Here is a 13,262-nt window from a genome sequence, read left to right as displayed (position 1 = left end):
TTACGTGCCCTGGAAGGCGTTGGTGATCGGATAGCGGCGTTCCCGTCCGAAGGAGCGGCGGGTGATCTTCACGCCCGGCGGGGCCTGGCGGCGCTTGTATTCCGCGCGGTCCAGCATGCGCCAGATGCGCATGACGAGGTCACGGTCCTTGCCGTTCGCCACGATCTCCGACACCGGCATCTCGTCCTCGATCAGATTGCCCAGGATTGCGTCCAGCACCGGGTAGGGCGGCAGGCTGTCCTCGTCCTTCTGGTCAGGCTTCAGCTCGGCGGAGGGCGGCTTGGTGATTATACGTTCGGGCACCACGGTACCGGACGGTCCCAGCAGGCCCAGCGGCAGGCCGGCTATGTCCGCCTGATTGCGCCAGCGGCACAGCTCGAACACGGCGGTCTTGTACACATCCTTCAGCGCGTTGTAGCCGCCGCACATATCGCCATAGAGCGTGGCATAGCCGACCGACATCTCCGACTTGTTGCCGGTGGTCAGCACCATATGGCCGAACTTGTTGGAGATCGCCATCAGCGTGATGCCGCGCGCGCGGGATTGCAGATTTTCCTCGGTCGTATCGGTGGGCAGCCCGTCGAACACCGGGTGCAGCATGGCATCGAAGGCCTGCATGGCCGGACCGATCGCGATGCTGTCCAGCCGGGCGCCCAGCAGGCGCGAGGCCTCCGCCGCATCCTCCAGGCTTTCGTCGCTGGTGTAGGGCGAGGGCATCATCACCGTCCACACCTTGTCGGCGCCCAGCGCATCGACGGCAATGGCCGCGGTCAGCGCCGAATCGACGCCGCCCGACATGCCGATGACGACGCCGGGGAAGCGGTTCTTCAGCACATAGTCGCGCACGCCCAGCACGAGGGCCTGATAGATCGTCTCATGATCGGTGGAAGGCGCTGTCATCTCGCCCGGCGCGCAGACCCAGCCATCCCCCTCGCGGGTCCAGCGGGTGACAGTGATTCCTTCCTTCCAGGCCGGCATCTGCAGGGCCAGCGAGCGGTCGGCGTTGAGCGCGAAGGAGCCGCCATCGAACACCAGCTCGTCCTGGCCGCCCAGCTGGTTCAGATAGACCAGCGGCAGGCCGGATTCGACGACGCGCGCGGTGGCGATGTTGAGGCGGGTATCCAGCTTGGCGCCCTCGAAGGGGGAGCCGTTCGGCACCAGCAGGATTTCAGCGCCGGATTCCTCCAGGCACTCGACGACTTCCGGCGTCCATATATCCTCGCAGATCGGCACGCCGAGGCGGATGCCGCGGAAATTCACCGGCCCCGGCAGCGGTCCCGGCTGGAACACGCGCTTTTCGTCGAACACGCCATAGTTCGGCAGGTCGTATTTGAAGCGCAGCGTCTGCACCTTGCCGCCATCCAGCAGGGCAATGGCATTGTGCAGCTTTTCGCCTTCCGGGCCGGTCACGCGCCAGGGCGTGCCGAGCAGCACCGCTGGGCCGCCATCGGCGGTCTCCTTGGCGAAATGCTCCACCGCCTCCATGCAGGCGGCGACGAACATCCGCTTCAGCACCAGATCGTCAGGCGGATAGCCGGACAGGAACAGCTCGCTGGTCAGCAGCAGGTCAGCGCCTTTGGCGGCCGCCTCCGCCCGTGCCCGGCGCAGCATGGCGAGATTGCCGTCGATATCGCCGACGGTGGGGTTCAGTTGCGCGAGCGCAAGGGCGAGCGTGTCTGTCATGGGTGGTAGAATGGCCCCGAAACCGGTGGTGTCAATTGCCGGTAGCTCAAATCACCTTCGCGTCCTTCAAGGCGGCGCGGTCCTCCGCGCTCAGGCCGAGCAGATCGCCATAGATGGCGTCATTGTCTGCCCCCAGCGACGGCCCCAGATTGGTGACCCTGCCCGGCGTGTCCGACAGGCGCGGCAGCACGCTGGGGATCACCACCTCACCGACCAGCGCGTCCATCATGTGCAGCAAATTGCCGCGCGCCTGGAAATGCGGGTCTTCGGCGATATCGGCGATGGAGTTGATCGGGCCGCACGGCACCTCGCCCTTGATGCAGGCCGCCATCACCGCGTCGCGGCTCATGGAATGCATCCAGGCGGCGACGATGCCATCGACCTCCTTGTGCCGGGCGAGGCGCTGGCGGGTCGTCCGGAACATGTCCTCGGCCGCCAGTTCGGGGCGGCCCATCACCTGGGCCAGCCGCTCGAACATCTTGTCGGAGGTGCAGGCAACCGCCACGAACTTGCCATCGCCGCAACGGAAATGGCCGTGCGGGCAGGCGTTGGTCGTACCGGTGCCCTCAGGCTCGCGCAGCTTGCCGATCTTGAAGAAGGCGGGTGCCAGCTCGTCCAGCGCGCGGAACACTGATTCGTAGAGCGCCACGTCGATATATTGCCCCTGACCGTTTCCGGCCTTGTCGCGCTGGCGCAGCGCCAGCAGCACGCCGATGGCGCCATAAAGCCCGCTCATATAATCGGCAAGCGAGGTAGAGCCCGGCGTCACCGGCAACTCACCCGGCAGCCCTGCCAGATAGGTCAGGCCGCCGAAGGCGTGCGCGATACGCGCGAAGCCAGGCCGGTCGCGGTAGGGGCCATCCTGCCCGTAGCCGGAGACCCGCAGCATGACGAGGCGCGGGTTGATCCGCTTCAGCTCTTCCCAGCCGAGGCCCCATTTTTCCAGCGTGCCGGGGCGGAAATTCTCGCACAGCACATCAGACTGCGCGATCAGCTGGCGGAACAGGTCGGCACCCTTCGGGTCGCGCAGGTTCAGCGTGACGCTCTTCTTGTTCCGTGCCTCCGACAGCCAGGCCAGCGTGTCGCGCGCCGCCGGCGTGCCGAACTTGCGGAACGGATCGCCCTCGCCGGGCTGCTCCACCTTGATCACCTCGGCGCCGAACTCGCCCAGTATGGCGGCGGTGTAGGGGGCGGCGATGAAGGTCGCACAGTCGAGCACGCGAATGCCGGACATCGGTAAATCGGAGGGGGGCAGGTCAGGGGCCATATCTGGGGCCAGATCGGCAGCGTGAGGGGGCGTGTCAGGCATGGAAATTCCGCGTTTCCGGGCGTTTTATGATTATCGTTGGACGAACCCTATCGGCCAGCCTGAAACCGATCAAGCGACCAGTGAGTTGGCGAAGATATCCTCGCCGGCCAGCCAGGCCTCGGCCGCGTCGGCACGATCCAGCGCCACGCCGAGGGCGGCAGCCAGATCGAGCTGGGCGTCGCGATAGCCGGCGCTCGAAAGACCGCTGACCATGCCCCTTGTCAGCGCGCTGCCAATCTCGAACGGAAGCGGATAGCCTTCCATATAGAAATCATTGGCCTTTTCGAGGATCTCCGTGCGACAGGCCGATTCATCGAAGGAATTAAAGCTGCGGCAGATCAGCGGCCGGGCCTCATAGGCGCTACATTGGCCGTTTTCCAGCAGCGGGCAGGCCTGCCGGAAATGCCGCCGCGACGCGCTGTCCAGCGGCAGCAACTGCGCCTGCCGGGCGGCAATCCGGGTGCGCAGCGCCTCGATCGCCTCCGGCGAGAAATTGGTGCGGATGTAATGCGCCAGCCGCAAGACGGTGATCGCCTCCGTTACCACCGGCAAGTGACAGCAATGGCTGCAGCCGGCGGCGCAGGCGATCTCCTTGGTTGGGGGCAGCGAGGGCCTCAGGCTGTTCACGGCCCCGTCATGGATATCGGCAGCACCCTTGGCCAGGGTATAGACCATGGCGGGGGTCCGGTTCTGCGGCAGCTGGCTGCAATTCTCCTGCATGGCCTCCGACAGTTCCCCCAGAATATCCTTCAGCGGAACAAGGCTCATCTATCCCCCGATACCAGGCCCAGGGACGATCCGGGGGGCGATCCGGGATTCTGTTGCATTTCTTCCCAGCGCTGCATCAGGAATTCGCGGCCCAGCTTCACCATCGGCTTGCCGTCATAGGCGATGATGTCGGCGGTGGCGTAGGTCTCGCTCCACTTCTCCGGGAGGTAGGAGCCGGTGCCGATCACATCGACCGGTGCGCGCGAAACCGCCATCATCCGGCATTTTTCCGGGGAAAAGCCGCTGGAGGCGACGATCTTCACCTTCGGGAAGCCAGCCTGGTCGAGCTGCTCGCGCATGTGCCAGATGCCGGCGGCGGATATGCCGGTACCGATCAGGTAGCGCAGTTCCTTATCGCTGCGGTAGCCACGGATCGCCTCCGGGCAGTTGCGGTCGAGCACGGCATAGCTCTGCGCCATGTCCAGACCCTCGACATGGCGGCCGCCATGGGTGTCCATGCGGACCGACAACAGCCCGGCCGCCGCGAGGTCGGGGAAGCGGCGACACACGGCCAGCGCGTCCGTGATCTCCTGGCCGAAATAATCGACCAGCACGGTCATCGGCTCGTCCGGGTAGGTCTCGTGCAGAATCTCCGCCGCGCGCAGGGTGGAGCCGGCATAGCCGATCAGCGCGTGCGGCATGGTGCCGAGGCCCTTCTCGGTGCCGAAGAAATGCGCGGTCGCGTCGGTGGCGCAGCCGATGAAGCCGACGGCGCCGACCTTCTTCTTCGCCTTCTCGGAGCCGACCGAGGCACCATAGGCCATCAGCTCCATCATCTCCTGCCCGGCGCAGTGGCGCGCATCCATCGCCAGGAAGGCGACGTCCGGCAGGTCGGAACAGATGGTATAGGCGTTATAGGCGGCGACACAGGCCGACCCGATCTTCTGCAGGAAGATCGTCTCCAGATCGACCAGATGGGAGAGCGGGCCGGTGATGTACATCATCGGATCGCCGGCGCCGACCCAGGACCCTTCCTTGAAGTTCAGCGCTATGTCGAATTCCGTGCCGCGCGCCCTGGCCACGCCTTGCAGCCACTCGACGGCCAGCCGCGGTGCGAAGGTGACAGGCCGCCGCATGAACACGCCATAGGTGACCCGGGCGTCGCCAAAGCGGCGGACGACCTCCTTGCTCTTCAGGAAGTATTTGTCCGTCAGCTTCGGGATGTCGTTGATGTCGGGAGTCATCGCCGTTGCAGCCGCCCGCCTTGCGGCGGTCCGGTCCTTCCGTTAGTCCACGGCTCCCTTCCCGGCGCGGATTCGTAAAGCGGGCCGGGAAGGGGGAGGTGGAAGATTACTGGGCTGCCTGGACGCGCCGGTCGATGGTGCGTGATTCCTTCAGCTCGGCCGCCAGCAGGAAGGCAAGCTCCAGTGCCTGCGAGGCGTTGAGACGCGGATCGCAATGGGTGTGATAGCGATCCTGCAGGGCTTCCTCAGTGATCGCCTGGGCGCCGCCGATACATTCGGTGACGTCCTGGCCGGTCATCTCGAAATGCACGCCGCCGGCATGGGTGCCTTCGGCCTGGTGCACATCGAAGAAGCGCCGCACCTCGGTCAGGATCTGGTCCACCGGCCGGGTCTTGTAGCCGGTCGAGGATTTGATCGTGTTGCCATGCATCGGGTCGGACGACCAGACCACCTTGCGGCCCTCGCGCTCGACCGCGCGGATCAGCGGCGGCAGATGCTTTTCCACCTTGTCGTGGCCCATGCGGGCGATCAGCGTCAGCCGACCCGGCTCGTTCGTCGGGTTCAGGATATCGATCAGCCGCAGCAGATCGTCCACCGGCAGGCTGGGCCCACATTTCAGGCCGATCGGGTTCTTGATGCCGCGGCAGAACTCGACATGCCCGCCATCCGGCTGGCGCGTCCGGTCGCCGATCCACACCATATGGGCGGAACAATCATACCAGTCGCCCGTGGTCGAATCGACGCGCGTCAGCGCCTGTTCATAGGGCAGCAGCAGCGCCTCGTGCGAGGTGTAGAACTCGGTCTCGCGCATCTGCGGCACGCTGTCGCCGGTGATGCCGCAGGCATTCATGAAGGCCAGGCATTCGTCGATGCGGTCGGCGATCTCGGCATAGCGCTCGCCCTGCGGGCTGCGCTCCACGAAGCCCAGATTCCAGCGATGCACAGAATGCAGGTCGGCGAACCCGCCCTGGCTGAAGGCGCGCAGCAGGTTCAGCGTCGCCGCCGACTGGTTATAGGCGCGCAGCATGCGCTGCGGGTCGGGTTGCCGGGCCGCTTCCTCGAATTCCATGCCGTTGATGATGTCGCCGAGATAGCTTGGCATCGTCACGCCGCCGATCTCCTCGGTGGGCGACGAGCGCGGCTTGGCGAACTGGCCGGCCAGGCGGCCGACCTTCACCACCGGCACGGCACCGCCGAAGGTCAGTACCACTGCCATCTGCAGCAGCACCTTGAAGGTGTCGCGGATGTTGTTCGGGTGGAATTCCTTGAAGCTTTCGGCGCAATCGCCGCCCTGCAGCAGGAAAGCCTTGCCTTCCGACACCTTGGCCAGCGCCTTTTTCAGCTTGCGGGCCTCGCCGGCAAAAACCAGCGGCGGATAGACCGAGAGCTGTTCTTCGGCAGCCGTCAGCGCCTCTGCGTCCGGATAGGACGGCAGGTGCTTCACCGGCTTCGTGCGCCAATTCTCAGGCGACCATTTCTCGGCCATCTTCTTCACTCCCGCAGCGGAACCTGTCCCGGTTCCTATTTCGTATCCCAATTCCGTATTACTGTGCCGCTAACCGGCATTTATCCACAAGTGGGTTGTCCTGTTTAGCAGCGTCAAGCGGGGCATGCCAGAAAAACGGCGCGCATGGCTGCCGGACGGGCGCAGGGGAGCCATGCCCCCAGGGGGCTTGAAGGGCCTCAGGTCTCAGGGATGCGGGTCGGGGAAGCCGTGCCGTTCCGACAGGGCGGCGAGGATAGCGTCCTTGCCGGCGACGAGCGCCCTGCCTTCATGCGTGCCGGTCTGGTGCGCCGATGACGCTCCCTCCGCCAGCACGAGCAGCGGCACGGACTGGTTCTCTTCGTCGGCCAGGTTGATGACCGGCTGCCGTGGCCGTGGCCAGGCGATCCGCACGACATCAAGGCGATTGGCAAGCTCCGGGAAGGACGCCAGCACGCCCTCCATCAGCGCGCAATGCCAGCAATAGAAGCGCTGGCCAGGATAGGCCGGGTCCGTGAAGTCCGGGCGCAGCAGGAACAGTGTGTCGCGGCTCATCATCATCCCCGATTGCTCAAGAAAATCCGGCCAGCACCGTGCGGCCCGATGCGGGAGTTCTTTAACATTCAACAAAGTGGTTGACTATTGAAATCGGCCGGTTATATTTAACCACATGGTTGAACATGAAAACATACAGCTGGACAATGTGTTCCACGCCCTCGGCGATCCCACGCGGCGGCAGATGCTGCAGGCCCTGGCCGATGGCGAGCGCACGGTGAGTCAGCTGGCCGACCCCTTCGCGATCTCGCTGGCGGCGGCCTCCAAGCACATCAAGACCCTCGAGAGGGCCGGGCTGATCCGCCGCGAGGTGCGCGGCCGGACCCATCTCTGCCGCCTCGAACCCGGACCGCTGGCCAGCGCGCATGACTGGCTGGGCTTCTACCAGCGCTTCTGGACCGAGCGGCTGGACATCCTCGAGCGCCTGTTGCGCCAGGAGGATGCCGGCAAATCCCCCCAACCCCCGAAGACCGAGACCCCGGAAGGAGACGAAAAATGAGCGACACCATGAGTCTGGATGCCTATGGCAGCCTGATCGAACCCGCCACGCTGAAGATCCAGCGCCTGCTGCCCGGCCCCATCGAGCTTGTCTGGGCCTATCTGACGGATGGCGAGCTGCGTCGCCAGTGGCTGGCGGCGGGTGCCATGGACGGCAAGCCCGGCAGCAGCTTCGAGTTCGTCTGGCGCAATGACGAGCTGACGGACCCGCCCGGCCAGCGTCCGGCGCATATGCCCGAGGAGCACCGCATGACCTGCACCATCCTCGACTTCGACGCACCGCGCCGGCTGGTTATCAGCTGGGGCGAGAAGCAGACCGGCGAGGTCGCCTTCACGCTGGAGCAGCAGGGGGCTGAGGTGCTGCTGACCATCATCCACCGCCGCGTGCCCAGCCGGGATATCCTGCTGAACGTGTCCTCCGGCTGGCATGCGCATCTGGACATCCTGGCCGCGCGCCTGGCCGGCACGACACCGGCCCCGCACTGGGACCACTGGGTCAGCCTGCGGGCGGAGTACGACCAGCGCCTGCCGGCGTAACTTGGAGCTGAATACAAACCTACTGTCACCCCCGGGCTTGACCCGGGGGTCCAGGGGCGGCGCCTTGCCTGGAACGTTAAGGAAGATTGAATTCTGTACGCTGCTTAGCCCAAATTTGCAAAAAACGACTCGCTGTTAAGCGAATATCCTCATACCATTTCAACTATAAATGGGGAGGGGGTTATGCCAAGAGGTGTCCGGGCTACAGAAAACGAAATAGCATTTGCAGTTCTTCAAATCGCTGCAAGTCAGCCAAATGGGGTTGCTACGTTTCCACGCATGAAACGTGATGTTCCAAATTACATAAATCTATCTGATGAAGATAGGCAGAGATCGATCACGCGACCCAATGAAGAAATATGGGAGCAACTGATCCGAAATATAAAATCACATTACCAGACACAAGGAAACTATATTTGTGAAGGTTATCTGGAGCACGTTCCTAAATCTGGCTATCGCATTACAGACGAAGGAAGGCGCTATCTTAAGTCACGCAGTTAATCAGAATATCGTGCCTTATAACCCGGCGCGAACCAACGAAGTTCGGTGCCATTAGGGGCATTTTTGTCCCAAACAAACCATGCGTAAGCTGTGGTTCCGCTTCCTTTACGTTCCGCGCCCGCTGGATAAAAGGTGATCCGTTCACTGAACACCCAAACTCGGGAAGGTGGCGATTCTGAAAAGATGGTGCGTTGGCGGTTTGCCCCTTCAAGAAAAGCTAAGCGCAATAGAAGGGCAAATTTCTGTCCCGCTACGGCTAGACCTGAACGCACGAATCCTTCGGCAGCGTTGTATGGCGGATTGGTAATGATGTTTGCTGCACGCCGTTTTGGCGACAAGAAGTCAACTCCACACTCGCCATAACCTCTATCGTAAAGATCGGTGCTGATTACAGGATTCCCCGTATCTTCCAAGACAGATGACATGGCGCCATCGCCACATGCGCATTCCCAAATGTCGCCTTTGAATTTCTCATTATCAATTAACGCGTATGTCGCCCAGCGTGGTGTTGGAAAGAAATCCGGGCCACCAAGATCAGCGAACCGCTTGAGTGTGGGCTTATAGCCCCCATTGAGATTGTATGTCGTGTCCATGCATAAAAGTATAATAGAATCAGTTGCTTAGTCAAGTGTCTCTAAGTGATTCTAAAGACTCACACTTTCGGCTCGGTTGCGGCCTTCTGTGCTTGACTCGCACGGTCCCAACTTTAATTCCCCACGCTTGACAGGCTCCGCGCCCCTCTTTACCGTCCGCCCCGTCATTGGGGAGTAGCCGTCCCCCTTTCGCGGTAACGCGGTTGAGGGGAGGTCGCGTCAACAGACTTGGCATTGCCTATATGGGCCTCTACGGGGCCTTCACGGGCGATGACATGGCGCGAACAGCCAGCGGAGCCGGTCATCCGGTCCCCCGCACCCGGTTTGGCGAGACCTTTGGCATCGACAGCCGCGAACCCGGGTCGGGACGGCGGGCTGACGATGTCGAAGTGTGTCCGCCGTCCGACCCGATGCGATTTCATGGAAGCCTTTCTCGTTTCGACCGGTGTGGTCGCCCTCGCCGAAATTGGCGACAAGACGCAGCTGCTGGCCTTGTTGCTGGCCGCCCGCTATCGCCAGCCAGTGCCGATCCTGCTGGGGATTTTCGTGGCGACCGTGGCCAATCACGCGCTGGCAGGATTCATCGGCACGGTGGCGGCCGGGCTGATCGGCGACGACTGGCTGCGCTGGGTGGTGGGCCTGTCCTTCCTCGCCGTGGCCGCCTGGATGCTGATCCCTGACAGGCTGGATGAGGAGGAGGTGCCGCGCTTCCGGGGGCATGGCGCCTTCCTGGCGGCGCTGGTCTGCATGTTCCTGGCCGAGATGGGCGACAAGACGCAGATCGCCACCATTGTGCTGGCGGCGCGGTTCGAGTCGCTGCTCGCCGTCATTGCCGGCACCACGGCGGGCATGATGATCGCCAATACCCCGGCCGTGCTGCTGGGCGAGGCCGCGGCCCGCCATGTGCCGCTGAAGCTGGTGCATGGGGCGGCCGCCGCGATTTTCGCGGTGATCGGCATCACTGTCCTGCTTGGCTTCGACGGGCTGACGTGACAGGCTCTTAAAGCACTCACTCTTCCTTACAGCTTTGGAGCTTCCCGTCATGGCCGATTACCCTGCCGCCATCGCCACCCAGCAGGCCGACAATGACCGTGTCTGCGTCACCGAATGGCGCTTTCCGCCGGGCCATGCGACCGGCTGGCACAAACATGGCTACGATTATGTCGTGGTGCCGACGACGGACGGCGTGCTGACGCTGCAGCATCCCGACGGCAGCCGCACCGAAAGCCCGATAAAGCTGGGGAATTCCTATTATCGCGATGCCGGCGTCGAGCATGACGTGATCAACCTGACCGACCGCGAGATCGTCTTCGTCGAGATCGAGTTCAAAACGCCGCGGTGATGTGATGGCGAGGGGTCCCGCTGCCGCGCTTTCCGACCTGTGGCGGCTGCTGGGCCAGCCGGAGGCGGCACTGTCGCGCGTCACCCTGACCGGGGCGGAGCCGGCCCTGCCATCCTCCTTCGCGGTCGGCACGGCGGCACAGGCCAGCATCGCCGCCTCTGCACTGGCGGCGGCGGCGCTGGACCGGCTGCGCAGCGGCCGGGAACAGTCGGTCAGCGTCGATATGCGCCATGCCGCCGCAGAGTTCCGCAGCGAACGCTATCTGCGCGTCGATGGCGGCCCGGCACCGGAGCTGTGGGACAGCATTGCCGGTACTTATCGCTGCGGCGACGGGCGCTGGGTGCGGCTGCACACCAATTTCCCGCATCACCACGAGGGCGTGCTGGCGATCCTCGGCTGTGCCGGCGAGCGCGAGGCCGTGGCCGAGGCGCTGAAGGGCTGGAGGGCGGAGGATTTCGAGCAGAAGGCCGCTGCGGCGAAGCTGGTCGTCACCGCCATGCGCAGCTTCGCGGAATGGGACGCGCACCCGCAGGGGCAGGCGGTTGCCGCGCTGCCGCTGATGAGCCTGGAGAAGATCGGCGAGGCTCCGCCGCTGATGCTGCCATCAGGAGACAGGCCGCTCTCCGGCGTGCGGGTGCTGGACCTCACGCGGATCATTGCCGGGCCGGTCGGCGGGCGCACGCTGGCGGCGCATGGCGCCGATGTGCTGCTGGTAACGGCGCCGCATCTGCCCTCGGTCGAACCGCTGGTGATCGATACCGGGCGCGGCAAGCTGTCGGCGCAGCTCGATCTGCGGGCGGCGGCGGACAAGGCGCGGTTCGAGGCGCTGTTGCGCGGCGCCAATGTGCTGATCCAGGGCTATCGCCCTGGCGGCATTGGGTCGCTCGGCTTCGGGCCGGAGCAGGCTGCGGCGATCCGTCCCGGGATCATCTATGTCACGCTGTCGGCCTATGGGCATGAGGGGCCTTGGGCCGGACGGCGCGGTTTCGATTCGCTGGTGCAGACCGCGTCCGGCCTGAATGTGGCGGAAGCCGAGGCCGCCGGCATCGACGGGCCGAAGCCGCTGCCGGCGCAGGCGCTCGACCATGCGTCGGGCTATCTGATGGCCTATGGCGCGATGGCCGCGCTGGCCCGGCAGATGAGCGAGGGGGGCAGCTGGCATGTCCGGGTGTCGCTGGCGCAGACCGGGCACTGGCTGCGCGGGCTGGGCCGCATTGAGGGCGGTTTCTCGGCAGCCGATCCGTCACAAGATGATGTCGCCGACCTGCTGGAAGAGAGCCCATCGGGCTTCGGGCAGCTGACCGCCGTGCGCCATGCCGGACTATTATCGGAAACGCCGCCGCGCTGGGACCGGCCCTCAATGCCGCTCGGCAGCCACGAGGCTGTCTGGCCGGATTAGGCGGGGTCAGTTAGGCGGCAGGCCGGAACGGGCCGCGCCGCCCGCCCTTCGGCCCCTTGAACAGCAGGAAGGGGTTGGGCAGCTTGCTGGCCACACCACGCAGCTTGCCGGTCAGCTTCGGGATGCTCATGACATTGGCGATGCGGCGGTCGAGGAAGTTCCAGCTCGCCTCGTGACCCTCCGACTTATCCTCCAGCCAGTACAGCAGCGTCGAGGAATAGACCCCGGCCAGCAGGGCGCGCTTGGTGTAGAAATTATAGTCCGTCGCGGTGTCGCCCGCCGCGTACCAGATCGCGTCCACCGTGCGGTAGAGCGATTTCAGCGCCAGGCCGGCATGCTGCGGCAGGGCGGTGAAGGCCAGCGCCTTGCGCACCGCTTCCTTATGGTCGGCGGCCTGTTCCAGCCGCACGCGGATCGCGGTGGCGATACGCTCGCGCACCTTCATCGACGGCAGGTCCAGCCTGTCCAGCGCCTCCAGCATCTGGCGGTCGGCATGCGCGATGAAATGCGCAACGGCGTCCGCCGCCCCGCCGGGGAAGGCGCGTTCGACCGCATCGGGCGGCAGGTCGATATCGGCGGCGCCATGGCGCAGCGCCGCCACACTCCAGCCATCGAAGGCGATGTGCGGCAGCGTTGCCTCCAGCAGCGCGTCGCGCAGGGCGGGCAGATCGTCCATGTCCATCTTCTTTTTTGCGGTTCTGGCCATCAGGACACCTTTGCCGGTTGTGATATCGGGGCCGCCGTGCCGGCGGCGATCAGTTCGTCGGTGAAGCCGAAGCTTCTCATATCGGTCATGCGCAGGGGATAGAGCACCCCGTCCAGATGGTCGCATTCATGCTGTACGACGCGGGCATGGAAGCCGCCAACCTCACGCTCGACCATGGTGCCATCGAGACGCTGGCCGCGATAGCGGATACGCGTGGGGCGCGGCACCTCGCCGCGCATGCCGGGGATCGACAGGCAGCCTTCCCAGCCCAGTGCGATCTCCGGCCCCAGCGGCTCGATCTCCGGGTTGATCAGCTCGATCAGTTCCTGCGGCAGGTCGTCCGGCTCGCCCGTCGTCCGGTGCGGCGGCACGGCGAAGATGACAACGCGCAGCGGCACGCCGATCTGGGGTGCTGCAAGGCCGGTTCCGCCCACGGCGGCAAGGCTGTCCTTCAGATCCTGAACCAGCGCCGCGATGGCGGGGCTGGCCGGGTCCTGGACCGGGTCGGCGATGCGGGCCAGTACGGGGTGGCCCATGCGCAGGATCTGTTTTATGCTCATAAACAGCAATATGGGGTGCGGGGCGGTGGCGGTAAAGCCGACTCGCCCCCCCTTCACAAGCGTGAAGGCTTATGCTATCAAGCGCGCCTCTCGATGGGTGGAAGCCGGTCGGGCCGTATGGCGCGCCCTGATCCGTCCTGAACG

15 protein-coding genes and 1 riboswitch are annotated in these 13,262 nt (G+C 64.6%); of the genes, 6 read left to right on the top strand and 9 right to left on the bottom strand.

Annotation, left to right across the window (positions count from 1 at the left end; all coding sequences use genetic code 11):
• From BKM74_RS12455 to BKM74_RS12430, 6 genes are all read right to left on the bottom strand, one after another.
• Positions 1–1,683 (bottom strand): NAD+ synthase, encoded by a 1,683-nt coding sequence (locus tag BKM74_RS12455; RefSeq protein ID WP_086466036.1) that lies wholly within the window; start codon positions 1,681–1,683, stop codon positions 1–3.
• Between the two features lie 46 nt (positions 1,684–1,729).
• Positions 1,730–2,917 carry a CaiB/BaiF CoA transferase family protein gene (locus BKM74_RS12450; protein ID WP_245825924.1) on the bottom strand — a complete coding sequence of 396 codons (1,188 nt, stop codon included), beginning with the start codon at positions 2,915–2,917 and terminating at the stop codon, positions 1,730–1,732.
• A 144-nt stretch (positions 2,918–3,061) separates the two neighbouring features.
• Complete coding sequence (locus tag BKM74_RS12445) at positions 3,062–3,760, bottom strand: YkgJ family cysteine cluster protein (RefSeq protein ID WP_086466034.1); 699 nt, start codon at positions 3,758–3,760, stop codon at positions 3,062–3,064.
• The gene (locus BKM74_RS12440; RefSeq protein ID WP_086466033.1) at positions 3,757–4,944 is read right to left on the bottom strand and encodes a nicotinate phosphoribosyltransferase; all 1,188 of its coding nucleotides are present in this window, start codon (positions 4,942–4,944) and stop codon (positions 3,757–3,759) included. Before BKM74_RS12440 ends, BKM74_RS12445 begins: the two co-directional genes overlap by 4 nt.
• Before the next feature lie 106 nt (positions 4,945–5,050).
• Positions 5,051–6,430 carry a class II 3-deoxy-7-phosphoheptulonate synthase gene (locus tag BKM74_RS12435; protein ID WP_086466181.1) on the bottom strand — a complete coding sequence of 460 codons (1,380 nt, stop codon included), beginning with the start codon at positions 6,428–6,430 and terminating at the stop codon, positions 5,051–5,053.
• Between the two features lie 204 nt (positions 6,431–6,634).
• Positions 6,635–6,982: a DUF3088 domain-containing protein gene (locus BKM74_RS12430; RefSeq protein ID WP_086466180.1), complete on the bottom strand. Its 348-nt coding sequence runs from the start codon at positions 6,980–6,982 to the stop codon at positions 6,635–6,637.
• A gap of 115 nt (positions 6,983–7,097) precedes the next feature.
• Here BKM74_RS12430 and BKM74_RS12425 point away from each other — a divergent pair, with 115 nt between their 5' ends.
• The 3 genes from BKM74_RS12425 to BKM74_RS18755 all read left to right on the top strand — a co-directional run bounded on the left by BKM74_RS12425 (position 7,098) and on the right by BKM74_RS18755 (position 8,518).
• Positions 7,098–7,481: an ArsR/SmtB family transcription factor gene (locus BKM74_RS12425; protein WP_086466032.1), complete on the top strand. Its 384-nt coding sequence runs from the start codon at positions 7,098–7,100 to the stop codon at positions 7,479–7,481.
• Positions 7,478–8,017, top strand: coding sequence for an SRPBCC family protein (locus BKM74_RS12420; RefSeq protein WP_086466031.1), 540 nt, complete (start codon positions 7,478–7,480; stop codon positions 8,015–8,017). Before BKM74_RS12425 ends, BKM74_RS12420 begins: the two co-directional genes overlap by 4 nt.
• Before the next feature lie 183 nt (positions 8,018–8,200).
• The gene (locus BKM74_RS18755; protein WP_176342517.1) at positions 8,201–8,518 is read left to right on the top strand and encodes a hypothetical protein; all 318 of its coding nucleotides are present in this window, start codon (positions 8,201–8,203) and stop codon (positions 8,516–8,518) included.
• Here BKM74_RS18755 and BKM74_RS12415 read toward each other — a convergent pair.
• On the bottom strand, positions 8,515–9,111 hold the full coding sequence (locus BKM74_RS12415) for a hypothetical protein (RefSeq protein WP_086466030.1): 597 nt from the start codon (positions 9,109–9,111) through the stop codon (positions 8,515–8,517). The two genes, BKM74_RS18755 and BKM74_RS12415, sit on opposite strands and share 4 nt — an antisense overlap.
• A 157-nt stretch (positions 9,112–9,268) precedes the next feature.
• Positions 9,269–9,440: riboswitch (yybP-ykoY riboswitch) on the top strand.
• Between the two features lie 91 nt (positions 9,441–9,531).
• Here BKM74_RS12415 and BKM74_RS12410 point away from each other — a divergent pair.
• The 3 genes from BKM74_RS12410 to BKM74_RS12400 are packed head-to-tail and all read left to right on the top strand — an operon-like array spanning position 9,532 to position 11,852.
• On the top strand, positions 9,532–10,104 hold the full coding sequence (locus tag BKM74_RS12410; RefSeq protein WP_086466029.1) for a TMEM165/GDT1 family protein: 573 nt from the start codon (positions 9,532–9,534) through the stop codon (positions 10,102–10,104).
• 49 nt (positions 10,105–10,153) lie between these two features.
• On the top strand, positions 10,154–10,453 hold the full coding sequence (locus BKM74_RS12405) for a cupin domain-containing protein (RefSeq protein WP_086466028.1): 300 nt from the start codon (positions 10,154–10,156) through the stop codon (positions 10,451–10,453).
• A 4-nt stretch (positions 10,454–10,457) separates the two neighbouring features.
• A complete protein-coding gene (locus tag BKM74_RS12400) occupies positions 10,458–11,852 on the top strand; it encodes a CoA transferase (RefSeq protein WP_086466027.1) in 1,395 nt (464 codons plus the stop codon).
• Between the two features lie 10 nt (positions 11,853–11,862).
• Here the strand turns inward: BKM74_RS12400 and BKM74_RS12395 are convergent, their stop codons facing one another.
• Both BKM74_RS12395 and def read right to left on the bottom strand, forming a co-directional pair.
• Positions 11,863–12,528 carry a COQ9 family protein gene (locus BKM74_RS12395; protein WP_086466179.1) on the bottom strand — a complete coding sequence of 222 codons (666 nt, stop codon included), beginning with the start codon at positions 12,526–12,528 and terminating at the stop codon, positions 11,863–11,865.
• A 29-nt stretch (positions 12,529–12,557) separates the two neighbouring features.
• Complete coding sequence (gene def / locus BKM74_RS12390) at positions 12,558–13,118, bottom strand: peptide deformylase (RefSeq protein WP_086466026.1); 561 nt, start codon at positions 13,116–13,118, stop codon at positions 12,558–12,560.
• Between the last annotated feature and the right edge of the window lie 144 nt (positions 13,119–13,262).

This window comes from Oceanibaculum nanhaiense, from assembly GCF_002148795.1.
Lineage (GTDB): Bacteria > Pseudomonadota > Alphaproteobacteria > Oceanibaculales > Oceanibaculaceae > Oceanibaculum > Oceanibaculum nanhaiense.
This window is presented reverse-complemented; position numbering and strand designations above follow the sequence as displayed.

Coding starts and splice junctions, on each gene's coding strand:
- BKM74_RS12455 (WP_086466036.1), bottom strand. CDS start 1,683: ATGACAGACACGCTCGCCCTTGCGCTCGCGCAACTGAACCCCACCGTC.
- BKM74_RS12450 (WP_245825924.1), bottom strand. CDS start 2,917: ATGTCCGGCATTCGCGTGCTCGACTGTGCGACCTTCATCGCCGCCCCC.
- BKM74_RS12445 (WP_086466034.1), bottom strand. CDS start 3,760: ATGAGCCTTGTTCCGCTGAAGGATATTCTGGGGGAACTGTCGGAGGCC.
- BKM74_RS12440 (WP_086466033.1), bottom strand. CDS start 4,944: ATGACTCCCGACATCAACGACATCCCGAAGCTGACGGACAAATACTTC.
- BKM74_RS12435 (WP_086466181.1), bottom strand. CDS start 6,430: ATGGCCGAGAAATGGTCGCCTGAGAATTGGCGCACGAAGCCGGTGAAG.
- BKM74_RS12430 (WP_086466180.1), bottom strand. CDS start 6,982: ATGAGCCGCGACACACTGTTCCTGCTGCGCCCGGACTTCACGGACCCG.
- BKM74_RS12425 (WP_086466032.1), top strand. CDS start 7,098: ATGGTTGAACATGAAAACATACAGCTGGACAATGTGTTCCACGCCCTC.
- BKM74_RS12420 (WP_086466031.1), top strand. CDS start 7,478: ATGAGCGACACCATGAGTCTGGATGCCTATGGCAGCCTGATCGAACCC.
- BKM74_RS18755 (WP_176342517.1), top strand. CDS start 8,201: ATGCCAAGAGGTGTCCGGGCTACAGAAAACGAAATAGCATTTGCAGTT.
- BKM74_RS12415 (WP_086466030.1), bottom strand. CDS start 9,111: ATGGACACGACATACAATCTCAATGGGGGCTATAAGCCCACACTCAAG.
- BKM74_RS12410 (WP_086466029.1), top strand. CDS start 9,532: ATGGAAGCCTTTCTCGTTTCGACCGGTGTGGTCGCCCTCGCCGAAATT.
- BKM74_RS12405 (WP_086466028.1), top strand. CDS start 10,154: ATGGCCGATTACCCTGCCGCCATCGCCACCCAGCAGGCCGACAATGAC.
- BKM74_RS12400 (WP_086466027.1), top strand. CDS start 10,458: ATGGCGAGGGGTCCCGCTGCCGCGCTTTCCGACCTGTGGCGGCTGCTG.
- BKM74_RS12395 (WP_086466179.1), bottom strand. CDS start 12,528: ATGGACGATCTGCCCGCCCTGCGCGACGCGCTGCTGGAGGCAACGCTG.
- def (WP_086466026.1), bottom strand. CDS start 13,118: ATGAGCATAAAACAGATCCTGCGCATGGGCCACCCCGTACTGGCCCGC.